We start from the raw sequence: 25,745 nt of genomic DNA, 5'->3' as shown, positions 1-25,745 counted from the left end.
CCGGTGGTGTCCACTCCTTTCAGAGAGCTCTCATCATGATGGATCCCATTCAAGACAATCCCATTCTCGAATGCATAGAACTGACCCAGCCGTGGGTGGGCATAGACCCTTTTCTGGTCTGCGCCCACCATGTGGAGCACTACCCCGCCGGGGATGAGCACTACGCGGTGCCTGAGAGTCATCGTGTGGGCCATCCTGCTGGCAGTGATTTTGGCAACCCTGATGGCTATAGCTTGTATTCGGGGGCTGACGGGATGCCGGGCTTTCCCAATCACCCACACCGGGGAATGGAGACGGTCTCTATTTTGCAAAAAGGCTATGTGGATCATGCCGACTCACTGGGCAATAGCGGCCGCTACGGTCCCGGTGATGTGCAATGGATGACGGCCGGTGGCGGTATTCAGCATGCCGAGATGTTTCCGCTGCTGAGTCAGGATCAGCCCAATGAGTTCGAGCTGTTTCAGGTCTGGCTGAACATGCCGGGTCGCAAGAAAATGGTGCACCCCGAATACAAAATGATGTGGGATGCGCACATTCCGCATTACCAACATGGCGGGGCGGATGTGAAGATCATCGCCGGGACCTATCAGCCACAGGAGCCGGAGCAAAGTGCCGACGGTTTCGCACCAGTGTCGATTCAACCCATCGTTCCCACGCTCGACACCTGGGCGGCGGATCCCCGCTCGGAGGTCGCCATCTGGATGATCACGCTGGAGCCCGGTGCCCGTCAGACCTTGCCTGCTGCGCAATTGGCGCAGACACAGCGCACCTTGTATGTCTATACAGGTATCGGTTTACTGGTGGATGGGCAGGACGTGGGAGGCAATAAGCGCGTGCGGGTGCTGGCGCAGGCCGCTTTGCCGCTGGCCAATCGCAGTGCCCACACGGTGCGCCTGATGCTGCTGCAAGGCGTGCCTTTGAATGAGCCCGTGGTGCGATCGACTGTCTACGTGACCAACACCATTGAAGAGTTGCACCAGGCCAAACGCGATTTTCAGCGGACGCAGTTCGGCGGCTGGCCCTGGGAGACACGCCAGCCCATGCATGGGCCGGGGTATGAGCGCTTTGCCCGGTATATGGGGCGAAGTGACGTAGAGAAGCCTTAAAAAATGCGGGCGCTTGTTTCACCAATTGTCTCAACATGTCGCCCGCATTGGCATTGATCGCGCTCTGTGAAATCGCTTCGAAAGCGCTGTGCGTTAAAGCGTTAGCGCCGCCGTGTCGCCGTTGCTCCAGTGGCGCAGGGATTCTTCGGTCAGCAGCAGCACTTGCTCGTCGCCCGAGCTGGTGTCGAGCCAGAAGACGGGTAGGTCCGGGAAGGCCGTTTCAAAATACGGCCTTTCGTTGCCGATCTCCAAAATCACCACACCATCCTTGTTCAGGCGTGAGGGCAGGTCTTTGAGGAGTTGGCGAATAAAGTCCATGCCATCCGCGCCGCCAGCCAAGGCTAGCTCTGGCTCGGCCAGATATTCCGCTGGCAGTTTGCCCATGCTGTCAGAGTTGACGTAAGGCGGGTTGCACAGTACCAAGTCCCAAGTGCCGGGCACTGCGCTCATGCCGTTGCTTTCCAGCAGCGTCACGCGCTCTTGCAGGCCGTGCTTGTCTACGTTGATGCGGGCCACGGCCAGCGCGTCGGCAGAAATGTCAGCGCCGGTGACATGCACATCCGGGTATGCCATGGCGGCCAAACAGGCCAAAGATCCGTTGCCTGTACATAAATCCAGTACCTGCTGAGTTTTGTCACTCAGCCAGTCGTCAATGCTGCCATCAGCCAAAAACTCAGCAATAAAACTGCGCGGGACGATGGAGCGCTCGTCAATGTAAAAGGGCACGCCCACCAGCCAAGCCTCATTGGTAAGGTAGGCGGCAGGTTTGCGCGTGCGGATACGCTCTTCAAAAAGCGTAGCTACTTGTGCTTGCTGTTCTTGGACTACAGCCTGATTTGCCACAGATTCTGGCGCGCCGGGCGTGAGTTCGCTGTCTAGCGGCAGGGCCAGCTTCCAGAGAACCAGCCAAGCGGCTTCGTCTTCAGCCGTGGCTGTGCCGTGACCAAAGGCCACGCCAGCCGCAGTCAGCGCCTGCGCGCCGCTGGCAATCAGCTCGGCGATGGTGTTGCCGGTGATGGTGTGAGGGGTGCTTGCGTTCATGCGGCGTTCTTATACAGAGGTTTGCTGGCGCTGGAGTTGCTCCAGCGTCTTGCGGTAAATGTTCTTGAGTGGCTCGATATCGGCCAGCGCAATGCATTCGTCGATTTTGTGGATGCTGGCGTTGGGCGGGCCCATCTCAATGACCTGCGCGCAGATCTGCGCGATGAAGCGGCCGTCGCTGGTGCCGCCGGTGGTCGATAGCTCGGTATCCAGACCGGTTTCATCCTTGATGGCGGCTTGTACTGCCTGCACCAAGGTGCCGGGCGTGGTCAAAAAGGGCTGGCCGCCAATGGTCCAGACCAGGGAGTACTCAACGCCGTGGCGCTCCAGCACCTCGTGCACACGCTGCTGCAGGGAGTCCGCGCTGGACTCGGTGCAAAAGCGGAAGTTGAAGTCAATCACCACATGGCCGGGGATCACATTGCTCGCGCCTGTGCCGCCGTGGATATTGCTGATTTGCCAGCTGGTGGGCTGAAAGAAGTCATTGCCACGGTCCCAGACGGTGGCAGCTAACTCGGCCAGCGCGGGCAGGGCTTCATGAATGGGGTTGCGGGCCAGTTGTGGGTAGGCAATATGGCCTTGCACGCCATTGACGGTGAGCTTGCCGCTCATGGTGCCGCGGCGGCCGTTTTTGATCATGTCGCCGGTGCGCTTGACGGAGGTGGGCTCGCCCACAATGCACCAGTCCAGACGCTCGCCGCGCTTGCGCAGTTCTTCAACAACGACCTTGGTGCCGTCGATAGAAGGGCCTTCTTCATCACTGGTGAGCAAGAGAGCGATGTCGAAAGCGGGCTGGGGCGTGGCTTGCAAAAATTCCTCCAGCGCCACCACAAAGGCGGCGATGGACGTTTTCATGTCGCTGGCGCCACGGCCATACAAGTGGCCATTGCGGTGCATGGGCACAAACGGAGGGCTGGTCCATTCTTTGAGCGGGCCGGGCGGCACCACATCCGTGTGACCTGCGAAGACCAGCACAGCCCTGTCAGAACTAATAGCGTTCTGTGCAGATGTGGACTGGACTGGAGTCAGTTTTGCCCAGAGGTTTTGCACGCGAAAGTCGGCGGGGCCGCTATCGAGGCGCTCACAGGCAAAGCCCATGGGTTTGAGGGCAGCGCTCAGCAGCTCAAGGCAGCCAGCATCTTCAGGAGTGACAGAAGGCAGGCTGATGAGCTGCTCGGTCAGTTGCAGGGTCCGGGACATGGGGGTTGGGCTTCAAACTAAAACAATGGCAAAACGGCTGGCGCTACGCTGTCTTGGATTTCAAGTGCAGCTCTGGCTCAGCCATTTTTGACATCGAGGGTGATTTCTGTGAAGGACGGTTCTTCGTCTTCGTCGGTCAGCATCACATCGGCGATAACGATGTTGCTGGTGGGACCGCGGTGGGTGTCATTATCCATGCGCCACATCAGATTGGTGGGCGAGTCGGCATAAGTCAGCGCTTCGTTGCGCTCGATTGTGCCACTGCGCACTAGGTCGGCCAGCGCTTCTTCAAAGGTTTGTGAGCCTTCGGCCATGGATTTCTCCATGGATTCCTTGACACCGCCAAAATCACCCTTTTGAATCATGTCGCTGATCAGCTTGGTGTTGAGCATGACCTCGACCGCCGGCACGCGCGTATGTTTGACAGTGCGTACCAAGCGCTGAGAAATGACGGCCTTGAGCGCGGCAGCCAACTCACCGAGCATGCTGGGTCGTATTTCTTCAGGGAAGAAGGACAAGATACGGTTGAGTGCGTGATAGCTGTTGTTGGCGTGAAGCGTGGCCAGACACAGGTGACCGGACTGGGCGTAAGCCAGTGCGGCAGACATGGTCTCGCGGTCGCGAATTTCGCCAATCAAAATCACATCAGGCGCTTGGCGCAGCGCATTTTTGAGCGCCGTGCCCAAGGTGGCGGTGTCCGTGCCGACTTCACGCTGGTTGACGATGGATTTTTTGTTGCGAAACTGAAATTCGATGGGGTCTTCCACCGTCAGGATGTGGCCGGTAAGCGTTTCATTGCGCTCTTCAATCATGCTGGCCAGCGTGGTGCTTTTGCCTGAGCCAGTGGCGCCAACAATGAGCACCAGACCGCGCTTTTCCATAATCAAATCACTGACGATGGGAGGCAGGCAAAGGGAGTTGCGGTTGGGAATTTGCTGTGCAATAAAGCGAATTACAACGGCATAGCTGCCGCGCTGGCGCATAGCGCTGATACGAAAGCGCCCCAAGCCGGTAATTGGGATCGCGGTGTTCAACTCGCCCGTTTCTGTGAGCTCTTTAATAGCTTCAGGGGAGACAACTTCGGCAAGTAATGCCAAAGGGGCATCGACTGGCAGCTCCTGGTTGTTAATAGGAACGCTTACGCCATTGATCTTGATTAGTGCCGGTGCACGGGCTGAAAGAAAGACGTCGGAGGCTTTTTTCTCAGCCATCAGACGCAGAATTTTTTCCATAGTGCTCATTTTTCTCTCATCCCTTGTTTTCTCATTGCTGGCACACAAACTGTACGCGGCCTCTCGGTTTGTGCATGTTAGCGCCTTGTGAGGCTAGGCGGGCTTGAGCCGGCCTGCGCTATGGCCTCAGGCATGAAAAAAGCCTGCGCGCTTTGCAAGCGGGCAGGCTTTTTGTGACACACCTTAAAGGTGCGGCGAAATTAATCGCGCAGCAGGTCGTTCAAGCTGGTTGTGGAGCGGGTCTTGGCATCCACGGTCTTGACGATGATGGCGGCATACATGGAGTAGTCCTTGCCGTCCTTGGTCTTCTTGGGCAGGTTGCCCGACACCACCACGGAGCCAGCGGGCACGCGGCCGAAGGTGGTTTCACCGGTTTCGCGATTGAAGATGGGGGTGGACTGGCCGATGTACACGCCCATGGAGATGACGGAGTTTTCTTCCACGATCACGCCTTCGACCACTTCGGAGCGGGCACCGATGAAGCAGTTGTCTTCAATGATGGTGGGGTTGGCTTGCAGGGGTTCGAGCACGCCGCCCAGGCCCACGCCACCCGACAGGTGAACGTTCTTGCCCACTTGGGCGCAGGAGCCCACGGTGGCCCAAGTGTCCACCATGGTGCCGGAGTCCACGTAGGCACCGATGTTCACGTAGGAAGGCATCAGGATGGCGCCAGGGGCGATGAAAGAGCCGCGGCGGGCCACAGCAGGCGGCACCACGCGCACGCCGGTGGCGGCGATTTCGGCTTCGCTCATACCTTCGTACTTGGTGGGGACCTTGTCAAAGAAGTTCAGGTCACCCGATTGGATCAGCTTGTTGTCGTTCAGTCGGAAGGACAGCAGCACGGCCTTTTTCAGCCACTGGTGCACAGTCCACTGACCCACGCCTTCACGGGTCGCCACGCGCAGCGTACCGTTATTGAGTTCGTTCAAAGCATGCTGAACTGCTTCAGCCACTTCCTTAGGAGCGGACTTGGCAGAGATCTCTGAACGGTTTTCCCAGGCGGCGTCAATGATGGATTGCAGTTGTTGGGTCATGATGTTTTCAGTTAAAGCTCGATATTTCAATCGAAAGTTAAGGTAAATCGTTTAGCCATAAAGGGTCTGTTACAACCCTTTATGAGGGTCAATCAGTGCGTACGGCTTGCGATGAACTGGGCGATGCGCTGCGCCGCTTCCAGACATTCTGCCGTTTCTGCCACCAGCGCCATGCGAATGCGGTTGGCGCCGGGGTTAAAGCCTTGAGCCTCTCGGGCCAAGTAGCTACCTGGCAAAACCGTGACGCCTGTATGAATGTACAGCTCCTTGGCGAATTGCGCATCATCCATGCCTAACTCTGCAGGAATGCCGGCCCACAGGTAGAAGCTGGCATCGGGCAGCTTCACATCCATGACTTTGGCGAGCACGGGCGTAACCTGTGCAAACTTCTCGCGGTACAGGCGGCGGTTTTCTTGGACATGGGCCTCATCGTTCCAAGCGGCCACTGATGCGGTTTGCACCACAGGGCTCATCGCGCCGCCGTGGTAGGTACGGTAGAGCAAGAAGGACTTGAGCAGGGTAGCATCGCCCGCCACAAAGCCGCTGCGCAGGCCGGGCACATTGCTGCGCTTGGACAGGCTGGTGAACATCACCAAGTTCTTAAAATCATGACGGCCCAGCTTTTTAGCGGCTTCCAGTCCGCCCAAGGGCGCTTCTTCTTGGAAGTAGATCTCGCTATAGCACTCGTCGCTGGCAATCACAAAGCCATGCTTGTCGGACAGGGCAAAGAGCTTTTCCCATTCTGACAAGGGCATCACCGCGCCTGTGGGGTTGCCGGGCGAGCACACAAAAATCATCTGCGTGTTCTGCCACACATCCTCGGGCACTGCATCCCAGTTTACGGCAAAGTTGCGTGCTGCGTCGCTGGCTGCGTAGTAAGGCGTTGCACCAGCGAGCAGCGTCGCGCCTTCGTAGATTTGGTAGAAGGGGTTGGGGCAAATGACGCGCGCACCAGCTTTGGTGTTGTCCACCACCACTTGAGTGAAGGCAAACAGCGCTTCACGCGAGCCATTGACGGGAATGATCTGCGTGGCGGCATCAAGCTCAAGGCCGTAGCGCTGGTTGGCCCACTTTGCGCAGGCCTCGCGCAGCACGGGCATACCGGCGGTAGCGGGGTAAACCGACAGTCCTTGGAGTTCGCTACTTAGGGCTTGCTCGATAAAAGGCGGCGTGGCGTGGCGCGGCTCGCCAATGCCGAGACTGATGGGACGCACACCTGCTGGCGGCTGTACAGAGGCAAACAGCTGACGAAGGCGTTCAAACGGATAAGGCTGGAGGCGCGAGAGCAGGGGGTTCATAGATGCACATTATGGGCTGGAGCTATTTGCACAGATGAAAATAGCGCAGATAAGTGCTTTGTTTTCCATTTTTCGCCGTTGTGTTTTGTGTTTTTCGACGAAAGTGATGGAGAAAACACTAGTGAATCGGCAAAGAGTCAGGTTAAGGCGATAAAAGAGCGTCCAAAAGATAGAGCTTGCTCGCTAGGCTTTTGACGCTTTTCATACTCACAAATAGATAGCATCTAGTCCATTATTTATGTGGACAAGAAGGCTGTTTCATTCATAAAGATCAAAGCCCGGCGCGTTGGGCTTTGGCTTTGGCCAAGATGGCGGCAATCGTCGCTTTTTTATCGCTGGCTGGCACTGCTAGCTGCGGGGTGTCAAGCGTTGCCTCGGTGGTGGCTTCAGCGGGCATTTCTGTGGCGGCTGACAATGCTGTGGTGCGTACCGGCGCATTGGCTTTGCGGCCTGTGCGCTGTACATGGTCGCTGTAGCGGCTGCGGGCATGGTCAGCCTGTGCGGGGCTCCAAGCATTCCAGCCCGTGGCATCACCACTGGCATTGATGAGTTCAATACAGTCCACAGGGCAGACTGGAATGCACAACTCGCAGCCGGTGCAGTGATCGGCAATGACGGTGTGCATGCGCTTGTTGGCGCCCAAAATGGCATCGGTAGGGCAGGCCTTGATGCACAGCGTGCAACCAATGCACCAAGCCTCGTCAATGACGGCCAAGGCGCGCGGAGCGTCTATGCCGTGCTCGGCGCTCAAAGGTGACTCAGGCTGGCCGGTAATGAGCGCCAGACGGCGCACGCCTTCTTGCCCGCCCGGCGGGCATTGATTGATGGGGGCTTCTCTGCTGGCAATGGCCCCGGCATAGGACGCGCAATCGGGGTATCCGCAGCGCGTGCATTGGGTCTGGGGCAGGGCTGCATCAATGTTCGCAGCCAGTGCTTGAAGCGAAGAGGCTGCGGACGGTGATGCGTTCATGCTGGTCTGGTAAGCCTTTAGCCCCTGGCGCGATGGTTGTTGCGCTTATGCGGGGCGGGGGCGCTATTTTGACCTGTTTTTGGCTGCTTGGCGTGCTCGTCGTCGATCAAGCTTTCTGCCACGGGTGCATCGTCGCTTGCGCTGCTGACATGACCTGCAGCGCTGGCGGCTGTTGCGGCTGCTGGCTGGTGAGAAAGGATGAAGTCGCGCACCTGTGGGTACACAGTCTTGCGCCAGCGGCTGCCGCTGAAGATGCCGTAGTGGCCAGCGCCTTGCACTTCAATATGCTTTTGTGCGTTTTCGGGGATGCTGGAGCACAGGTCATGTGCTGCGCGGGTCTGGCCAGAGCCGGAGATATCGTCAAGCTCGCCTTCTACGGTCAGCAAGGCAGTAGTTTTGATGTCTTGGGGGCGCACCAACTCAAGCTCGCCTTGCTCGTTTTTCACATTCCAAGTGCCGTTCACAAGTTTGTACTCTTGGAAGACGGTCGCAATGGTTTCCAAGTAGTAGTCCGCATCCATGTCCAGCACGGCGTTGTACTCGTCGTAGAACTTGCGGTGATGCTCAGCGCTGGCCTCATCGCCCTTGATCAAGTCCTTGAAGTAGTCGTAATGGCTGTTGGCATGGCGGTCAGGGTTCATCGCCACAAAGCCCGAATACTGCAAAAAGCCGGGATACACACGGCGGCCTGCACCGGGATAGTTTTTCGGCACTTCGTAAATAACGTTGCTCTTAAACCAATCGTAGCTGCGGGTCTCCGCAAGATTGTTCACGGCGGTAGGCGAGCGGCGGGCATCAATGGGGCCGCCCATCATGGTCATGGACAAAGGTGTGCTCTCGCCGCGGCTGGCCATCAGCGATACCGCGGCCAGCACGGGCACGGTGGGCTGGCACACGCTGACCACATGGCACTGACCGTAGCGGCCTTGCAGGTAGCGAATGAACTCTTGCACGTAGTTCACGTAGTCGTCGAGGTGAAACTCACCTTCGGACAGTGGCACGGTGCGGGCGTTCTTCCAGTCGGTGATGTAGACCTTATGGCCTCCCAACATGCTTTGCACGGTATCGCGCAGCAACGTTGCGTAATGGCCAGACAGAGGAGCGACGATCAGCACCACGGGCTGGCTGAGCATGGCGTCCAGCGTTTTGGGGTCGTCTGAAAAGCGCTTGAAGCGGCGCAGCTCACAAAACGGCTTATCAATCTCTACACGCTCGCGGATGGTGACATCGACACCGTCTACTTCGACATTGCGCAGGTCGAACTCAGGTTTTTCATAGTCCTTACCCAAGCGATAAACAAGATTGAAGCCTGCGGCCATGCGCTGGGCCAGCGGAACCTTGCTAAAGGCCGAATGGGGGTTGTTATAGAACTTGGAAGCGGCTTGGGCAAAGTCAGCAAATGGCTCGACCATTGAGCGTTGCATTTCGTAAATCTGATAGAGCATGAGAGGCACTTCCACAGGTTATGTTGCAGTGCAATATATCAGTAGCTTGAGCTGGACGAAATAGCCAGTTTCCCTCTCTTTAGTAATCTGATGGCAAAGCGCAACGAGGTCTTTGCGGTCACTTGCACAAAAGAAAAAAGCTGACAGTGTCAACTTTTTTAGGGGAGTTATCGCGCCTCAGTCGGCTTCGCCGGACTTGGTTCGGGCAATCTTCATCACCTCATGTGCGGGCAGAGTTTTCAGGCGGTGATCGCTCCACACCTGACGCCAGCGGCGAGCACCGGCTAGGCTGTTGCGAAGCCCCAGCATGTGACGGGCAATGGAATACCAGTTCGTGCCATGCTCGCGTGCTTCACGCTCCATATAAAGCACCATCTGCTCTTCAACAGCCTCACGCGTTCGCTCTTTGCTCTCATCTTGATAGTAAAGAGCATCCCAAGAAGCCATCCACCAGGGGTTGTGATAGGCCTCGCGCCCCACCATCACGCCGTCAACCAGCTCAAGCTGCTGCTGCACCACCTCGTCAGTTTTGATGCCGCCATTGACAGCAATGGTTAGATGAGGGAAGTCGCGCTTGAGTTGGGCCACGATTTCATAGCGCAGCGGCGGAACCTCGCGGTTTTCCTTGGGCGACAAGCCTTTGAGCCAGGCATTACGGGCATGAACCACAAACACATTGCAGCCAGCATCAGCCACAATGCCCACAAAATCGCGAACAAAGTCGTAGCTTTCAACTTTGTCGATACCAATGCGGTGTTTGACGGTGACGGGGACCGACACCACATCGGCCATGGCCTTAACGCAATCCGCTACCAAAGATGCTTCATTCATCAAGCAAGCGCCAAACACGCCGCGCTGCACCCGCTCGCTAGGGCAGCCGCAGTTAAGGTTGATCTCTTTGTAGCCCCATTGCTCGCCTAAACGCGCGCTGTGCGCCAGATCTACTGGCTCTGAGCCACCTAATTGCAGCGCTACAGGGTGTTCTTCAGCTGAAAAGCGCAGATGACGTGCCACATCTCCATGCACCAAGGCTCCTGTCGTCACCATCTCGGTGTAGAGCAGGGTGTGCTGGCTGAGCAGGCGATGAAAGTAACGGCAATGTCTATCGGTCCAATCCATCATTGGCGCAACGGACATGCGCCAGATGGAGTGTTGTTGTGTATCGGTCATGGGGGCTGGGAAAGATCCGAGCAGTACGGACTAGCTGAGGGCAGATCGATAAAACGTTTGACGAGGAGCGAGGTGAAACTGCCCATCTTCGTTTTGGAATGGCGATATTTTAGTGATTCCGTCTGTGTCATATGCGCAGGCGATTGAAAGCCATTAGGCATGTATGAAGGAAGTGGCTGTATTTTTCCATCCTAAACATCACGTAGGAACATATCTAATGTAACTTACATGAATTTTAAAAGCTCTCTTTTAAACAGAGAGCGCGGTAAATCAGTCCTTTGTCTTCCAGCTATCTGGTTGGACTCCGTACATCAGGGCAATATCTTTTTCGTAGAACGCCATCAAGTTCTTACGCTTGAGCTTGAGGGTAGGGGTCATCAAACCGTTATCAATGTTCCATGAGTCTTTGACAAGGCAAATGGCTCTGGGCACTGCATATTTAGCAAAGCTACGTGTTTGCTTTTCGATGCGAGCCAAGGCCTCGCGCTTCGATGCAGAGTGCTCAAGACTGGATTTTTCGTCTGGATTCAAGCCCAGACTTTTGGCCATGACCTCCCATTCCACCGCATTGACTACGGCAACGCAGGCAATGAAAGGCTGGTTTTCGCCAACGACAAAGACTTGCTCAAACAGCGGGTCGACCATGATGGCTTGCTCCACATCATTGGGCGGAACTTTCTCACCCGTTGAGGTGACGATGATCTCCTTGATGCGGCCTTTGATTCGGATACGACCATTTTCTAAAGCTGCTTGATCTCCGGTTTTCAGCCAGCCATCAGCGGTGAATGTCTTCGCCGTATCTGCAGGACGGTTCCAGTAGCCGCGCATGACGATAGGTCCTGAAATTTGCAACTCTTGATCATCGCCAATACGCACGTTGATACCGGGCAAGGACTTCCCCACCGTATCTGGCCAGTTGTCATCGAGTCCATTGGCGCTGACAACAGGCGCTGTTTCTGTCATTCCATAGCCTTGCACCATTGGCAGGCCAAGACCTAAAAAGGCGCGTGCAATGGTGGGGGAGAGCGGGGCACCGCCGCTGACGGCGATTCGCAAGCGACCACCAAATTGGGCAAGCAAGGGCTGAGCTACAAGCTTTCGCAAAAGCCATGCAGGCACTAAATCGGCCCAGCCGCCATTGCTTTGCTCTGCAGTTTGCGGTTTTGAAATGGGAATGCCCTGCTTGGCGCAGAAACTGAGCCAGCCTTTGTTAACAGCCGCATCAAACAGCTTGTGCTTATTCGGGCTCAGTGCCAATGTTTCTTGCACCTTGGCAAAGACGCGCTCGTAGATGCGAGGTACGGAGATCAATACGGTCGGCCGGATACTTTTCAAGTCCTGAGAAAGAAGGGCAACCGAGCGTGCGTATGCCACGCAAGAACCTGTCGCGACGGCCAAGTAGTAGCCGGTGGTTCTTTCAAACGTATGCGAAAGTGGCAAAAAGGAGAGAAAAACATCTTCCTGTAAGGCGATGACGCGCTGCATCACTGCATGCACATCGCTGACCACATTGTCATGCGTGAGCATCACTCCCTTGGGTTTGCCAGTGGTGCCTGAGGTGTAGACAATGCCAGCGAGATCGGTTTTTAGTGGCGCAGCAGGGAGCTCCGTAACGCTTTTGTCCCCTGCTTGTAGCCAAGCGCTCAGAACAATCATCGGCTTGGCGTAAAGGGCTTTGACTGCGTCTTGCGAGCCTTCCGCAATCTCTGCGGGGCGCCTGTTTGATGCCTCATCTTGCTTGGTTTGCTTTGCATGGATGACTATTTGGAGCGCAGGCAAATATTGGCCTGTGGCACAGATGCGATCCCAGGCTCTGGCTTCGGCCACAACCAGCAGCGATGCGCCAGAGTCGGCCAGAATGTAAGCAATGCTTCCGGCGTTATCGATGGCGTGCAGTGGGACAGGCACATAGCCGCAGCGCAGGCATGCCTGATCAATCGACATGGCATCAAAACCATTGGGCAGCAAGATGGCAACGCGTGCACCTTGCGGCAGATTGGATGCGCAAAGTGCTCGGCTCCAGCGGGCAACACGCTCTGCAGTATCTGCCCAGCTTAGGCTTTTCCAGTTGTTGCTAGCTTCATCGAACTCGCGGTAGGCCTCGCCGAGTGGAGTAGTGCGAACCCGGATGGCTAAAAGCTCTGGCAAAGTTTGAGCTTGCGCAATCTTCAAGTTCTCGCTCAGAGCTTTCAGGCCTAGTACATCGTTCGCACTTTGATGATCCATACGCTTAACCTTCATAAAACAGGCCAGTTGCTGCTTCGTGAATGATAGCGGCCGATTAAAAATGAAACAAACGGTCCAAGTTTTGAATCAAGCCAATTCTGGCTAATTCAGATCGAAACGGTTAGTGGAATATCAATGCGCTGATAACAAACGGCAATGTAGTGGTGCAGGCGCTGCTGCTCGTCTCGCACGGCGGTTAAGGAAATTTGGTGGGTATGCGCGTCATGGCGCATGGTGCAAGCACCTTGCCAATGGCCGTTGCGGCCTATTTGAGTCCAAATTTCATGCCAGCGAGAATCTTCATCGTCGTGAATAAACAAACTGATAAATTCTTTATTCTTCGCAATTTTTCGGCTCAAACCGCTCATGCGCTCAAAAGCTGGGTTGATATCGACCACTTTACGGTTGGCGTCAAGCACCACCATGCCTTCATAAGAATGATCAAAAACAGTAGCGGCAATATGCAGCTGGTGCTCGGTTTTTTTGCGATCGGTTAAATCTGTCAGCAAGCCCACGTAGATGCGCTGGCCGCGTGCTTCGGCTTGACTTAATGCGAGGCGAAGTGGCACTAGAGCGCCTTGCTTGTTTTGCCCCAGTACTTCAGAAATTTTGTTTTTCAGGGGCGGCTGTGCATTGCGCTGACCTGTCTCATGGCGGTCAAGATAATGATCGTGCTGACCGGACAATGCCGAAGGCATGAGCATCTTCACGTTCTGGCCAAGCACTTCTTCTGCAGTCCAGCCAAAAATGGCTTCAGCCGCCGGGTTGTAGTCGGTCACTAGGCCGCGATTGTCTATGCAGATAATGCCGTCGGCAGCCATATTGACTAAGGCACTCAAGCGGGCCTCATTCATATCGACTTTTTGCCAGCGAGTACGGTAGTGGATCAAGCCGTTGGCTTGGGCAATCAGGCCGCCGATGGCGAGCGTAATCAAAGCGATGGTCAGGGCAAGAATAAGCTTGTCATTGCTGGCTGCGATGCCGTGACTGCTGTGATCAGCGGTGACTCGCAGCGCCAGCATGGCAATATAGTGCATGCCTGCAATCGCGCCGCCCATGATGAGCGCTGCCAGTGTTTTGCGCAGTGTGTCGTGCTTGATGCTGGAGCGGTTGAGTCCAAAACGTACCCAAAGCGCCAAAGTCGCTAAAGCCACGCCAACAATGAGTGAAACCGCAAACCAAAAAGGTGAGTACTTATGCGGCGACGACATGCGCATGGCTGCCATACCGCTGTAATGCATGGTGGCAATACCAACGCCAACAATCAGGCCGCCAATCATTAATTGTTTGGGGCTGATCTCATTGCGAGATAACAAGGTGAGGGCAACAGCTGAAGCCGCTATGCCTGGAAGGATTGAAATAACCGTGCGCAGCAGGTCATATTGCACAGTCTCATGCAGGGAGTAAGCCAGCATGCCAATAAAGTGCATGGCCCAGATCCCTATACCCAGCGCCAGCGAACCGCCAGCAATAGACCAGCAGCGCAGTTGGGGTTTAGTGGCTAGACGCGCAAAAGCCGCATGGCGAAGAGCCTGAGAGGAAGCAATCCAGCAAACAGCGAGTGACAGCAGAACCAAGAAAGGATCGTGCTCACCGTGCTGTAGCTGGACTCCTGGAGATGAACTCCAAAAAAAATTCTCTAACATGAGTAGTAGTCATCCTAAAGAATGAAAGCACATTCCGTTACTGCGCTAAGGATGACACAAATAAAGTAATCCGATTTACTTTATTTGTAGGAAGAATCTTTAAGAGACTTCAAAAAGACTTACAAAGACGATTGTTGACGAATGACGGCTCAGTCTTATGAAGCTAAGTGCTCTAAACCGCTGCTTCCAGCCCATTTCTAAAGTGCTGCTTGACTGCATTCATTGCGATATGCGGCTGACGCTCTAGCAGGGCTTGCATGATGGCGTCATGCTCGGCCAGTGAGTCCTCAATGCGGCCTTGTTTGAAAAGCGACTTGTGGCGGTTGAGCTTCATAACCTTGCGCAGGTCTGCCACCAACTGGATGCGCCAGCGGTTATTGGCAATTTCCAGAATCTCCATGTGAAAACTCTCGTTGAGCGCAAAGAAGCGATCTGAGTTGGCAGTTTGCTGCTTTAGTTCATCGTGGATTTGCTTTAAGCGTTGCAACTCTTCATCACTGGCCTTGCCCGCAACTTCTGAAGCGGCATCGGCTTCGAGCAGGCTCAGCAGGTGATAGACGTCCGAAATATCTTTTCGCGACACCTCGGTGACATAAGCACCACGGCGCAGCTTCATGGTAACTAGCCCTTCAGTGGCCAGAACCTTTAATGCTTCACGCATAGGAGTGCGGCTGATGCCGAATTCTTCGGCAATCTTTAGCTCATCAATCCATACGCCAGGTTCGAGCTCTTGCCGAAAAATGCGTTGGCGTAGCTGTTCAGCGACCTGTTCATATAGCGCGAGGGGTGTAAGCATTTTGGATGTCATTACCGCTCATTATATGCAATTAGAAATTTTGAATTCATAATTATGAATCATGTACACTAAGGGCAAACAAGTAGTTCGCCGCCATTTCACACTTCACTGCACGCACCGCGTACGAGAGATAGAGAGACAACATGAGCCAAGAGAACAATACACAGGGCCAACAAGAATTTGCACCTGCAGACATGCAAGCCTGGGCAAAGGCTGCCAACAAGGTGTCACCCGGTGGTGATATCAACAACCTGAACTGGGTCACGCCTGACGGCATTACCGTCAAGCCCCTGTACACGGCTGAAGACACCGCAGACCTTCAGCACACCAACACGCTGCCCGGTTTTCCCCCCTATATTCGTGGCCCACAAGCAACCATGTATGCAGGTCGCCCTTGGACCATTCGCCAGTACGCCGGTTTCTCTACCGCTGAAGAATCCAACGCCTTCTACCGTAAGGCGCTGGCTGCCGGCGGCCAAGGCGTTTCCGTCGCATTCGATTTGGCCACACACCGCGGCTACGACTCTGACCATCCCCGCGTGACGGGCGATGTGGGCAAGGCCGGTGTGGCCATTGACTCGGTCGAAGACATGAAGATCTTGTTTGACCAGATTCCGCTGGACAAGGTCTCGGTCTCCATGACCATGAATGGCGCGGTGCTGCCCGTGCTGGCCGGTTACGTGGTGGCTGCTGAAGAGCAGGGCGTGAGCCAAGATCAGTTGGCAGGAACGATTCAGAACGACATTCTGAAAGAGTTCATGGTGCGCAACACCTATATCTACCCGCCCAAGCCATCGATGAAGATCATTGGCGACATCATCGAGTACACGAGCGCGAACATGCCCAAGTTCAACTCGATCTCGATTTCGGGCTACCACATGCAAGAAGCCGGTGCCAATCAGGCGCTGGAGCTGGCCTTTACACTGGCCGACGGCAAAGAGTACGTGAAGACTGCCATCGACAAGGGCATGGATGTGGACGCTTTCGCGGGCCGCCTGTCCTTCTTCTGGGCGATTGGCATGAACTTCTATCTGGAGATCGCCAAAATGCGCGCCGCCCGTCTGCTGTGGTGCCGCATCATGAAGGAAACCGGCGCCAAGAACCCCAAGAGCCTGATGCTGCGCACGCACTGCCAGACTTCTGGCTGGAGCTTGACCGAGCAAGATCCGTACAACAACGTGGTGCGCACCACCATCGAAGCCATGGCCGCCGTGTTTGGCGGCACCCAGTCTCTGCACACCAATGCGCTGGACGAAGCCATTGCACTGCCTACTGAATTCTCGGCCCGTATTGCCCGCAACACGCAGCTGATCATTCAGGAAGAAACCCACATCACTAATGTGATCGACCCTTGGGCCGGTTCCTACATGATGGAAAAGCTGACCCAGGACATGGCCGATGCCGCCTGGAAGATCATCGAAGAAGTCGACGCCATGGGCGGCATGACCGCTGCGGTGGACTCCGGCTGGGCCAAGCTCAAGATTGAAGCCGCTGCCGCTGAAAAGCAGGCCCGTATCGACTCCGGCAAGGAAGTCATCGTTGGCGTCAACAAGTACAAGCTTGCCAAGGAAGACCCCATCGAAATTTTGGACGTGGACAACGTCAAGGTCCGTGACAGCCAGATTGCACGCCTCAACAGCATCAAGGCAAAACGCGATACAGCAGCCGTGGAACAAGCGCTTGCAGCTATCACTTCTGCAGCTGAATCCGGCGAAGGAAACTTGCTGGATCTGGCCATCAAGGCCGTGCGTCTGCGCGCCACGGTGGGCGAAGTCTCCGACGCGATGGAAAAGGCCTTTGGCCGCCACCGGGCTGATACACAAAAGGTGACGGGTGTGTACGCTGCCGCTTACGACTCTGCTGAAGGTTGGGACAAGCTCAAGGAAGAAATTGCCGCAGCGGCTGAAACGCTTGGCCGTCGCCCCCGCGTGATGGTCGCCAAGCTGGGCCAAGACGGTCACGACCGTGGCGCCAAGGTCGTTGCCACGGCTTTTGCCGATCTGGGCTACGACGTGGACATGGGCCCGCTGTTCCAGACTCCCGAAGAGTGTGCTCGCCAAGCCATTGAAAACGATGTGCACGCTGTGGGTGTCTCCACACTGGCTGCGGGTCACAAGACTTTGGTGCCCGCCATCATTGCTGAGCTCAAGGCACAGGGCGCTGACGACATCATCGTCTTCGTGGGTGGTGTCGTGCCAGCACAAGACTATGAGTTCCTGTACAGCGCAGGCGTCAAGGGCGTGTATGGCCCCGGCACTCCTATCCCCGCCAGCGCCAAGGATGTGCTGGAGCAAATCAAAAAGGCCAACGGCATTTAAGCCACGGTGCATTGATAGCAAAGGCGAACCAGAAGTGACACCTGAGCAAATGCAAGACGGCATCCTGCACGGCAACGCTGCCGTGCAGCGCCGCTCCATGGCCAAGGCCATTACGCTGCTGGAATCTTCCCGCGCTGACCACCGTGAGCAAGCCGATGCCTTGCTCACGGCCCTGCTGCCGCACACGGGCAAGGCATTTCGCCTTGGCATCAGCGGCGTGCCGGGGGTTGGTAAATCGACCTTTATTGAAGCGCTGGGTCTGCACCTGATTGGCAAGGGCCTGCGCGTTGCGGTGCTGGCGATTGATCCATCGTCCTCCGTCTCGGGCGGCTCTATTTTGGGTGACAAGACCCGCATGGAGCACCTGTCCATGCGCTTGGAAGCCTATATTCGCCCAAGCCCCAGCAGTGGCACGCTGGGCGGCGTGGCTGAAAAAACGCGTGAAGCCATGCTGGTCTGCGAAGCAGCAGGCTATGACGTGGTCATCGTCGAGACCGTGGGCGTGGGCCAAAGCGAGATTGCCGTACATGGCATGACCGATATGTTCTGCGTGCTGCAGTTGCCTAATGCGGGCGACGATTTGCAGGCTATCAAAAAGGGCGTGATGGAACTGGCTGACCTCGTGGTCATCAACAAGGCCGACATCGACAAAAACGCCGCTACCCGTGCGCAGGCCCAGATTACATCCAGCCTGCGCCTGCTGGGCATGCATGGCAACCCGGACCACGCCACGCATGGCGCGCTCTGGCAGCCGCGTGTGATTCAGATCAGCGCTTTGCTGGGCAACGGGGTGGATGACTTCTGGGCTGCAGTCAGCAGTTTCAGAGACATGCAAACCACCAACGGCCGCCTGCAACTGCGCCGCGAAAAGCAATCGCTGGCCTGGATGTGGGAGCGTATTGACGCGGGACTCAAGCAGGCGTTTCGCCAGCACCCGCAAGTCAAAGCCATGCTCCCCGTCCTTCAAGACGATGTGACAGCCGGCCGTATTGCGGCCAGTACCGCAGCAAGAAACCTGCTTCTAGCCCAAATGCAGTAGGCGCTAGTAGCTCTAATTACCATAGCATCGCAGCACAACTTGCGAGACAAGCAACCCAAATCACGTTAGAGGACAAGCATGCAAGACGATATCCTGAAGCAGCTGGAAGCCAAGCGAGAACTCGCTCGGCTGGGTGGGGGACAAAAGCGCATCGATGCGCAACACAAAAAGGGCAAGCTCACGGCGCGCGAACGCATTGAGCTGCTGCTGGACGACGGCACGTTTGAAGAGTGGGACATGTTCGTGGAGCATCGCTGCACGGACTTTGGCATGGAAGACACCAAGATCCCCGGCGACGGCGTGGTCACCGGCTACGGCATGATCAACGGCCGTCTGGTATTTGTCTTCAGCCAAGACTTCACTGTGTTTGGCGGCGCGCTGTCTGAAACCCATGCAGAAAAAATCTGCAAGGTGATGGACCAGGCCATGAAGGTCGGTGCTCCTGTGATCGGCCTGAACGATTCGGGTGGTGCGCGTATTCAAGAAGGCGTGGCCTCTCTGGGTGGTTATGCCGACGTGTTCCAAAAGAACGTGCTGGCTTCGGGCGTGGTGCCTCAGATCTCCATGATCATGGGCCCATCGGCCGGCGGCGCGGTGTACTCGCCTGCAATGACCGACTTCATCTTCATGGTCAAGGACTCGAGCTATATGTTCGTGACCGGTCCCGAAGTCGTGAAGACTGTGACCCACGAAGAAGTCACGGCTGAAGAGCTGGGCGGTGCCATTACTCACACCACCAAGAGCGGTGTGGCCGATATGGCTTTTGAGAACGATGTTGAAGCACTGATGATGCTGCGTCGCCTCTACAACTACCTGCCTTTGAACAACAAGGAAAAGGCACCGGTTCGCCCCAGTAACGACCCGGTAAATCGCGCCGAAATGTCGCTCGATACGCTGGTGCCTGAAAACGCCAACAAGCCATACGACATGAAGGAGCTGATCGCCAAGACGGTTGATGACGGCGACTTCTTCGAGCTGCAGCCCGAGTACGCCAAGAACATCTTGATTGGTTTTGCTCGCATGGCTGGCCAGACCGTGGGCATCGTGGCCAACCAGCCTTTGGTGCTGGCCGGTTGCTTGGATATCAAGTCCTCTATCAAGGCCGCGCGTTTTGTGCGCTTTTGCGATGCGTTCAACATCCCCGTGGTGACTTTTGTGGACGTGCCCGGCTTCATGCCCGGTACCTCGCAAGAGTACGGCGGCATCATCAAGCATGGCGCTAAGCTGCTGTACGCATACGCTGAAGCCACTGTGCCGAAAATCACCGTCATTACCCGCAAGGCCTACGGCGGTGCATACGACGTGATGGCTTCCAAGCACCTACGCGGTGACGTGAATCTGGCGTGGCCACATGCTGAAATCGCCGTGATGGGCGCTAAGGGCGCGGTGGAGATCATCTTCCGTGAAGACAAGAACGACCCCGAAAAGCTCGCCGCCCGCGAAGCCGAGTACAAGGCCCGTTTTGCCAACCCCTTTGTGGCCGGTGCGCGTGGCTTTATCGACGATGTCATCCTGCCGCACGAAACGCGCAAGCGCATCTGCCGCTCGCTGGAGATGCTCAAGAACAAGCAGCTGGACAACCCATGGCGCAAGCACGGGAACATCCCCCTCTAATAAGAACAAGAAACAGGAGATCACCACATCATGTTTACCAAGATCCTGATTGCTAACCGCGGTGAAATTGCTTGCCGCGTGATTGCTACCGCCCGCAAGATGGGCATCCAGACCGTGGCCGTTTACTCGGACGCCGACAAGGATGCCCGTCACGTCAAGCTGGCCGACGAGGCTGTGCGCTTAGGCCCTGCGCCCAGCCGCGAGTCTTATTTGCTCGGTGACAAGATCATTGAAGCCTGCAAGGCGACCGGCGCACAGGCTGTGCACCCCGGCTATGGTTTCTTGAGCGAAAACGAAGGCTTTGCCAAGCGTTGCGAAGAAGAGGGCATTGCCTTTATCGGCCCCAAGTCGCACTCCATCGCGGCCATGGGCGACAAGATCGCTTCTAAGAAGCTGGCTAATGAAGCCAAGGTCAATACCATCCCCGGCTACAACGATGCCATCGCTGGCCCCGAGCAAGCAGTGGAAATCGCCAAGGGCATTGGCTACCCTGTGATGATCAAGGCATCAGCGGGCGGTGGCGGCAAGGGCCTGCGCGTGGCGTTTAACGACAAGGAAGCCTTTGAAGGTTTTGCATCTTGCCAAAACGAAGCGCGCAACAGCTTTGGCGACGACCGCATCTTTATTGAAAAGTTTGTCGAGCAACCACGCCACATCGAAATCCAGATTCTGGGCGACAGCCACGGCAACGTGCTGTATCTCAATGAGCGCGAATGCTCCATTCAGCGCCGTCACCAAAAGGTGATTGAAGAGGCGCCAAGCCCCTTCATCAGCGATGCAACCCGCAAAGCCATGGGCGAGCAGGCCGTGCAACTGGCCAAGGCCGTGCAGTACCAATCTGCCGGCACGGTGGAATTCGTAGTTGGCAAAGACCAAGATTTCTACTTCTTGGAAATGAACACGCGTTTGCAGGTGGAGCACCCTGTGACCGAGTGCATCACCGGCATTGACTTGGTCGAGCAGATGATTCGCGTGGCTGCTGGCGAAAAGCTGGCTTTCACACAAGCCGATGTGAAGCGCGACGGCTGGGCCATTGAGTGCCGTATTAACGCCGAAGACCCGTTCCGCAACTTCTTGCCATCGACAGGTCGTCTGGTGCGCTTTCAGCCGCCAGAGCAAACCATGTGGCAAGCGGATACCGAGCACCTGGGCGGCGTGCGTGTGGATACCGGCGTGTACGACGGCGGTGAGATCCCCATGTACTACGACTCGATGATCGCCAAGCTCATCGTGCACGGCAAGGACCGCAACGACGCGATTGCCAAGGCGCGCGAAGCCCTAAACGGCTTTGCGATTCGCGGCATCAGCTCCAACATTCCATTCCAAGCAGCGTTGCTGGCCCACCCAGATTTTGTCTCGGGCAAGTTCAATACTGGCTTCATCGCTCAGCACTACGCCAACGGCTTCCACGCCGAAGACGTGCCCCACGCCGATCCAGACTTCTTGGTCGCTTTGGCCCTGTTCCGCAACCGCCGCTACCGCGCCCGTGCATCGACCATCTCCGGTCAAATGCAAGGCCACCAGCTGCAAGTGGGCGAGAAGTACACCGCTGCCGTGCTGGGAGCCGAAGGCAATAACCAGTATGTGAACGGTGAGGTCACAGACTTCGATGCAGACGCGCGCGTGTGCAAGGTCGTCGTCAACGGCAAGACTTACGACTTCCGCAGCAATGCAGACATTCGTGATTTGGTCGTGCGCGGCGTTTGCAATGGCAAGGATTTCACCTGCCAAATCGAGCGCGGCACTGGCAAGAACCCGCTGGCACTGCGCGTCGTACATGACGGCACACAAGTTGATGTGCTGGTGCTCTCGCCCAAGGGTGCTCAGATGCACAAGCTAATGCCTTACAAGGCTCCGCCTGATCTGTCCAAGTTCCTGCTTTCACCCATGCCCGGCTTGCTGGTCGACGTGGCAGTCCAGCCCGGCCAGAAGGTGCAAGCCGGCGAAAAGCTGGCCGTGATCGAAGCCATGAAGATGGAAAACATTTTGTTCGCGGCGCAAGACGGCGTGGTTGGCAAGATCAGCGCCACCAAGGGCGACTCGCTTGCGGTGGACGACATCATTCTGGAATTTGAATGATGCTTTGCTTTCAGAGCCTGCTGCCCGCGCTGACATGGCTGAATGCGCAGGCAGTTAGGCTCTGAAGTACAAAGCCCGCATGGCTCAAGCTCTGCGGGCTTTTCTACAGGTTTGATGTGAAATTTAAGTCAAATTGCCATCAAGTTCACGTATTCAATAGACATGCAGCTATGAAATCAGAAGCAAAAACCTCTGCCGCAAGCAAACTCACCCGAGTCTGCTTGGGTGCGGCTGCAGCTTCGCTGCTGATCAATGCTGGCGTGTTGATGGTCATGGGCCACTATCATATCGGCGTAGTGCTGCCTGCCGCCATCGGCGTGGCGGCTTGGCTGCTTTGCTGGAAATGGCAGGCCGTGCAAGGCTGGCGTGGAGCCAAACCTATGCATGCGCGCCTGTGGGCGCTGGGCTGGTCAGTTTTTGCCATTTGGCTGCTGAGCCTATTTTGGTTTTGGAGCCAGCTTTTCAGTCTGGGATTAGAGCCCAAGCAAGTGCCGCCCGTGCAATCGATTGTGGTGCTGGGCAGCGGCACACAAAACGGACAACCCCGCCCCATACTGGCGGCGCGCCTGGATACGACTGCTGAGTTGGCAAAGTTGCAACCCTCAGCGTTGATTGCCGTGTGCGGCGGTGTGGACTGGGGCGAGGACGAGTCTGAAGCCGAAGTCATGGCCCGCTACCTGCAGCAGCGCCACGGCATTGCGCCAGATCGACTGGTGCTGGAAAAACTCAGCACCAGCACGGAGCTGAATCTCAAACTCAGCCGGCCCATGCTGGCAGAGCGCGGAATTTCTGCTGACGCGCCCATGGCCATGGTCAGCAGCGACTTTCACTTAATGCGCTCCATGCGAGTGGCGGCGCAGCAGGATTTGCTGCAGGTCTACCCCGTCGCAGCCCCAACGCCTTTAGCCACGCGCTTTAACGCGTGGCTGCGCGAGTATTTCGCCATGGGCAGCAGTTGGCTACTGGGCGAGATGTGAAATTGATTTTTGAAATTTCATAAAAACCGGCTGTAGTCCTAGCATTTATTGGACTTATAGCTATTTATTTAGGAGCAAACTATGAGCAATCGTCCTTTCAAGGTTCTGGGCATTCAACAAGTCGCCATCGGCGGCACCGACAAGGGCCGCATGAAAAAGTTGTGGGTCGACATGCTGGGGCTGGAGCAGACCGGCACCTTCCAAAGCGAGCGCGAGAACGTGGATGAAGATATTCTGGCCATGGGCAAAGGCGCATTTAAGGTGGAAGTGGACATCATGCAGCCCATGGACATCGAGAAAAAGCCGGCCGTGCATGCCACGCCGCTCAACCACATTGGCTTGTGGATTGACGACCTGCCCAAGGCCGTGGAATGGCTAAGCGCTAACGGCGTGCGCTTTGCCCCCGGTGGCATTCGCAAAGGCGCGGCGGGTTACGACATCACCTTTTTGCACCCCAAGAGCAACGACGAGTTTCCCATTGCAGGCGAGGGCGTGCTGATTGAGTTGGTGCAAGCTCCTGCAGATGTGATTGCTGCGTTAAGTTAAAGCGTAGATTTCGAAGCTACCTTATCGGCGCCCTGTAACGGGAAACGATTGATTGCACCACGCTAGGCTGCCTTTGTTTGCGCCGTCCATAAGCGGTATGGCGGTGCAAGCCATTGCAGCCTAGCCTAGTCAAGAGTCGGCATCTGCCTAAAGTGGGCGGGTGGCGCGCTCGTTGCTCTCAGCCAGACCCGTTGCGGCGTGGGCAAAATTCAGGCGCTCCACCAGAAAGTCGAGAAACACCCGCACCTTGGGAGAGCGACCATGGCCTCGGGGAAACACAGCGTTGAACTCTACCTCCGGCCCGATCCAGTTGGTCAACACCGGGCGTACAGCACCCGTCGCCACATGCCGCTCCATATTGATGCTCATGATTTGCAGCAGCCCCATCCCGTCGAGCAAGGGCGCGTACAAGGCCTCGGGGTCGCTGGCCTCCAGCACTGGGCTAACGGGGTAGGGCTGTAGCGCCTGTTCGCTGCGGCGCAGCCGCCAGGCGTAGTGTTTGTCGGTGCGTGCCAGCGGCAATACCAAGGCGCGGTGATGCACCAGCTCATCAGGGTGCTGCGGCTCACCATGGCGGGCGAGGTAATCCACACTGCCATAAATCTGCATCCGAAAAGTGGCTAGCCTGCGCGCCACCAAGCCAGAGTTGGGCAGGCTACCAAGGCGCAGCGCCACATCAATTTCCTTGCTCAGCACATCCAATGGCTCATTGCCTAAGAGCAGCTCAATGCGTACTTCGGGGTAGCGTGCGTAAAAGGCGGATAGCAGCGGTGTAATCCACGTAATCGCAAAAGAGTGGGGGGCACTGACACGCAAGTGCCCTTTGGGCCCGCTTGTGAACTGTGCCACGGCGGTATGCGCGTCTTTGAGTTCTTGCGCCACTCGCTGTGCGTGCTCATAGAAAACAGCTCCCGCTTCGGTCAGTGTATTTTTGCGCGTGGTGCGGTGCAGTAGCTTGATGCCCAGCCGCTCTTCGAGCTCTTGCACCTTGCGGCTGACCGTGGTTTTGGGCAGCCGCAGCGATTTTCCGGCCGCCGTAAAACTGCCATCTTTCACCACGCGGGCAAAAATTAAGGTGTCGTTTAAATCGGCTTGCATGCTAAAGATTGTCCCGTATTCGGGAAAATGTTGTGGCAATTTACCGTCTAGCTTGAAGATTTCAGCTGTTTTATCCTTCAACTATTCCAATTTTTAGCCAAATGATGATTGCACAAGCCCTCCATGCCAGCGCACGCAAGCTGCGCGAGATCGAAGTCGCCGCCACCGCAACCTCAACCGCAGGCGCCACCGTGCCCCAGCGTACATGTCATTGCGAATGGCCCCCAGCGAGCTTATGCACCCAAATCTTTCAGAAAGTGTGAACCATGACCGTACGTGATGCTGTCTTTCCCCCAGGCCGACAGGCCTTGTATGAAAAAAACCGCTATTCGGCTGCCGTACGCGCCAATGGCTTGCTCTTTGTCTCGGGGCAAGTCGGCAGCCGTGAAGACGGCAGCCCGGAGCCAGATATTGAACAACAGATGCGCCTAGCCTTTGAGCAACTGAACGCAGTGTTGGCAGCAGGCGGCTGCAGCTTTAGCGATGTGGTCGATGTGACTCTGTACTTGGTGGACCCAGAAAAACACCTGGATACGCTGTGGAAAGTGCTGCCTGACTACTGGGGTCCAGCCCCATACCCAGCGCTCACTGGCGTCGGAGTCACCTGGCTGTATGGTTTTCAGTTTGAAATCAAGGTAACCGCTGTATTGCCTGCGACCCAGCCAGCGCATGCCAGCTAGGGTTTAGAGCCGCTAACACCACCCTTGATACGTCGTTACTTCGCCTTGTCGTACGGAATGTACTGCCTGCGGCTTCGCGCCTCGTCTCAAAAGCAAACCTGTAGTTTGCTGGGTTGACTTAGCGGCTCTTAGTGCTGCTTGCACAGATGCGGACATGCCTGTGTGGGCAGCGGGCCGGTACCAACCCGCTGACTGCAATCTAGAAATTCCTCCCCTGCAATTGGCGGTTG

General features: G+C 56.3%; 20 protein-coding genes. 8 read left to right on the top strand and 12 right to left on the bottom strand.

The genetic code is table 11. From position 1 onward, the window contains the following. Positions 1–35 precede the first annotated feature (35 nt). Positions 36–1,106 (top strand): pirin family protein, encoded by a 1,071-nt coding sequence (locus tag KUF54_RS07330; protein WP_255576370.1) that lies wholly within the window; start codon positions 36–38, stop codon positions 1,104–1,106. 93 nt (positions 1,107–1,199) lie between these two features. On the opposite strand, the gene prmB is transcribed toward KUF54_RS07330, so the two are convergent. The 11 genes from prmB to KUF54_RS07275 form a co-directional block, all read right to left on the bottom strand. Then, positions 1,200–2,147 carry a 50S ribosomal protein L3 N(5)-glutamine methyltransferase gene (gene prmB, locus KUF54_RS07325; protein ID WP_219345978.1) on the bottom strand — a complete coding sequence of 316 codons (948 nt, stop codon included), beginning with the start codon at positions 2,145–2,147 and terminating at the stop codon, positions 1,200–1,202. Positions 2,148–2,156: 9 nt separating this feature from the next. Then, positions 2,157–3,347, bottom strand: a complete 1,191-nt coding sequence (dapE, locus tag KUF54_RS07320; protein ID WP_219345977.1) for a succinyl-diaminopimelate desuccinylase — start codon at positions 3,345–3,347, stop codon at positions 2,157–2,159. Positions 3,348–3,424: 77 nt separating this feature from the next. After that, on the bottom strand, positions 3,425–4,588 hold the full coding sequence (locus KUF54_RS07315; RefSeq protein WP_219345976.1) for a PilT/PilU family type 4a pilus ATPase: 1,164 nt from the start codon (positions 4,586–4,588) through the stop codon (positions 3,425–3,427). Positions 4,589–4,779: 191 nt separating this feature from the next. After that, the gene (dapD, locus tag KUF54_RS07310; RefSeq protein WP_219345975.1) at positions 4,780–5,613 is read right to left on the bottom strand and encodes a 2,3,4,5-tetrahydropyridine-2,6-dicarboxylate N-succinyltransferase; all 834 of its coding nucleotides are present in this window, start codon (positions 5,611–5,613) and stop codon (positions 4,780–4,782) included. A 92-nt stretch (positions 5,614–5,705) separates the two neighbouring features. Continuing rightward, positions 5,706–6,911 carry a succinyldiaminopimelate transaminase gene (dapC, locus tag KUF54_RS07305; RefSeq protein WP_219345974.1) on the bottom strand — a complete coding sequence of 402 codons (1,206 nt, stop codon included), beginning with the start codon at positions 6,909–6,911 and terminating at the stop codon, positions 5,706–5,708. 271 nt (positions 6,912–7,182) lie between these two features. Next, positions 7,183–7,881 carry an electron transport complex subunit RsxB gene (rsxB, locus tag KUF54_RS07300; protein WP_219345973.1) on the bottom strand — a complete coding sequence of 233 codons (699 nt, stop codon included), beginning with the start codon at positions 7,879–7,881 and terminating at the stop codon, positions 7,183–7,185. Positions 7,882–7,898: 17 nt separating this feature from the next. Next, the gene (locus KUF54_RS07295) at positions 7,899–9,326 is read right to left on the bottom strand and encodes a polyhydroxyalkanoate depolymerase (RefSeq protein ID WP_219345972.1); all 1,428 of its coding nucleotides are present in this window, start codon (positions 9,324–9,326) and stop codon (positions 7,899–7,901) included. Positions 9,327–9,503: 177 nt separating this feature from the next. Then, a complete protein-coding gene (gene dusA / locus KUF54_RS07290; protein ID WP_219345971.1) occupies positions 9,504–10,496 on the bottom strand; it encodes a tRNA dihydrouridine(20/20a) synthase DusA in 993 nt (330 codons plus the stop codon). A 270-nt stretch (positions 10,497–10,766) separates the two neighbouring features. Beyond that, positions 10,767–12,722: a long-chain fatty acid--CoA ligase gene (locus KUF54_RS07285; protein ID WP_219345970.1), complete on the bottom strand. Its 1,956-nt coding sequence runs from the start codon at positions 12,720–12,722 to the stop codon at positions 10,767–10,769. 107 nt (positions 12,723–12,829) lie between these two features. Then, positions 12,830–14,368, bottom strand: coding sequence for an MHYT domain-containing protein (locus KUF54_RS07280; RefSeq protein ID WP_219345969.1), 1,539 nt, complete (start codon positions 14,366–14,368; stop codon positions 12,830–12,832). A 172-nt stretch (positions 14,369–14,540) separates the two neighbouring features. Continuing rightward, positions 14,541–15,176, bottom strand: coding sequence for a GntR family transcriptional regulator (locus tag KUF54_RS07275; RefSeq protein WP_219345968.1), 636 nt, complete (start codon positions 15,174–15,176; stop codon positions 14,541–14,543). Between the two features lie 131 nt (positions 15,177–15,307). Between KUF54_RS07275 and scpA the strand changes: the two genes are divergently transcribed. From scpA to KUF54_RS07245, 6 genes are all read left to right on the top strand, one after another. Beyond that, complete coding sequence (gene scpA, locus KUF54_RS07270; RefSeq protein ID WP_219345967.1) at positions 15,308–17,482, top strand: methylmalonyl-CoA mutase; 2,175 nt, start codon at positions 15,308–15,310, stop codon at positions 17,480–17,482. Between the two features lie 34 nt (positions 17,483–17,516). Then, positions 17,517–18,521 (top strand): methylmalonyl Co-A mutase-associated GTPase MeaB, encoded by a 1,005-nt coding sequence (meaB, locus tag KUF54_RS07265; protein ID WP_219345966.1) that lies wholly within the window; start codon positions 17,517–17,519, stop codon positions 18,519–18,521. Positions 18,522–18,599: 78 nt separating this feature from the next. After that, a complete protein-coding gene (locus KUF54_RS07260; RefSeq protein WP_219345965.1) occupies positions 18,600–20,135 on the top strand; it encodes an acyl-CoA carboxylase subunit beta in 1,536 nt (511 codons plus the stop codon). Between the two features lie 30 nt (positions 20,136–20,165). Then, entirely contained in the window at positions 20,166–22,214 is a 2,049-nt protein-coding gene (locus KUF54_RS07255; RefSeq protein ID WP_219345964.1) for an acetyl/propionyl/methylcrotonyl-CoA carboxylase subunit alpha, read from the top strand. A gap of 170 nt (positions 22,215–22,384) precedes the next feature. Continuing rightward, the gene (locus KUF54_RS07250) at positions 22,385–23,191 is read left to right on the top strand and encodes a YdcF family protein (protein ID WP_219345963.1); all 807 of its coding nucleotides are present in this window, start codon (positions 22,385–22,387) and stop codon (positions 23,189–23,191) included. Positions 23,192–23,272: 81 nt separating this feature from the next. After that, positions 23,273–23,737, top strand: a complete 465-nt coding sequence (locus tag KUF54_RS07245) for a VOC family protein (RefSeq protein WP_219345962.1) — start codon at positions 23,273–23,275, stop codon at positions 23,735–23,737. Between the two features lie 147 nt (positions 23,738–23,884). Here the strand turns inward: KUF54_RS07245 and KUF54_RS07240 are convergent, their stop codons facing one another. Next, positions 23,885–24,835, bottom strand: a complete 951-nt coding sequence (locus KUF54_RS07240) for a LysR family transcriptional regulator (RefSeq protein WP_219345961.1) — start codon at positions 24,833–24,835, stop codon at positions 23,885–23,887. A gap of 266 nt (positions 24,836–25,101) precedes the next feature. Here KUF54_RS07240 and KUF54_RS07235 point away from each other — a divergent pair, with 266 nt between their 5' ends. After that, positions 25,102–25,515, top strand: coding sequence for a RidA family protein (locus KUF54_RS07235; RefSeq protein ID WP_219345960.1), 414 nt, complete (start codon positions 25,102–25,104; stop codon positions 25,513–25,515). The last annotated feature ends 230 nt before the right edge of the window (positions 25,516–25,745 follow it).

This window comes from Comamonas sp. Y33R10-2 (genome assembly GCF_019355935.1).
Taxonomy (GTDB): Bacteria; Pseudomonadota; Gammaproteobacteria; order Burkholderiales; family Burkholderiaceae_C; genus Comamonas.
Note: the sequence above shows the minus strand (reverse complement) of the source record. Positions and strands in the feature narration are given on the sequence as shown.

Coding starts and splice junctions, on each gene's coding strand:
- dapE (WP_219345977.1), bottom strand. CDS start 3,347: ATGTCCCGGACCCTGCAACTGACCGAGCAGCTCATCAGCCTGCCTTCT.
- KUF54_RS07315 (WP_219345976.1), bottom strand. CDS start 4,588: ATGAGCACTATGGAAAAAATTCTGCGTCTGATGGCTGAGAAAAAAGCC.
- KUF54_RS07245 (WP_219345962.1), top strand. CDS start 23,273: ATGAGCAATCGTCCTTTCAAGGTTCTGGGCATTCAACAAGTCGCCATC.
- KUF54_RS07260 (WP_219345965.1), top strand. CDS start 18,600: ATGCAAGACGATATCCTGAAGCAGCTGGAAGCCAAGCGAGAACTCGCT.
- scpA (WP_219345967.1), top strand. CDS start 15,308: ATGAGCCAAGAGAACAATACACAGGGCCAACAAGAATTTGCACCTGCA.
- prmB (WP_219345978.1), bottom strand. CDS start 2,147: ATGAACGCAAGCACCCCTCACACCATCACCGGCAACACCATCGCCGAG.
- dusA (WP_219345971.1), bottom strand. CDS start 10,496: ATGACCGATACACAACAACACTCCATCTGGCGCATGTCCGTTGCGCCA.
- KUF54_RS07235 (WP_219345960.1), top strand. CDS start 25,102: ATGACCGTACGTGATGCTGTCTTTCCCCCAGGCCGACAGGCCTTGTAT.
- KUF54_RS07275 (WP_219345968.1), bottom strand. CDS start 15,176: ATGACATCCAAAATGCTTACACCCCTCGCGCTATATGAACAGGTCGCT.
- KUF54_RS07330 (WP_255576370.1), top strand. CDS start 36: ATGATGGATCCCATTCAAGACAATCCCATTCTCGAATGCATAGAACTG.
- KUF54_RS07240 (WP_219345961.1), bottom strand. CDS start 24,835: ATGCAAGCCGATTTAAACGACACCTTAATTTTTGCCCGCGTGGTGAAA.
- KUF54_RS07295 (WP_219345972.1), bottom strand. CDS start 9,326: ATGCTCTATCAGATTTACGAAATGCAACGCTCAATGGTCGAGCCATTT.
- KUF54_RS07280 (WP_219345969.1), bottom strand. CDS start 14,368: ATGTTAGAGAATTTTTTTTGGAGTTCATCTCCAGGAGTCCAGCTACAG.
- KUF54_RS07255 (WP_219345964.1), top strand. CDS start 20,166: ATGTTTACCAAGATCCTGATTGCTAACCGCGGTGAAATTGCTTGCCGC.
- rsxB (WP_219345973.1), bottom strand. CDS start 7,881: ATGAACGCATCACCGTCCGCAGCCTCTTCGCTTCAAGCACTGGCTGCG.
- dapC (WP_219345974.1), bottom strand. CDS start 6,911: ATGAACCCCCTGCTCTCGCGCCTCCAGCCTTATCCGTTTGAACGCCTT.
- KUF54_RS07250 (WP_219345963.1), top strand. CDS start 22,385: ATGAAATCAGAAGCAAAAACCTCTGCCGCAAGCAAACTCACCCGAGTC.
- KUF54_RS07285 (WP_219345970.1), bottom strand. CDS start 12,722: ATGGATCATCAAAGTGCGAACGATGTACTAGGCCTGAAAGCTCTGAGC.
- dapD (WP_219345975.1), bottom strand. CDS start 5,613: ATGACCCAACAACTGCAATCCATCATTGACGCCGCCTGGGAAAACCGT.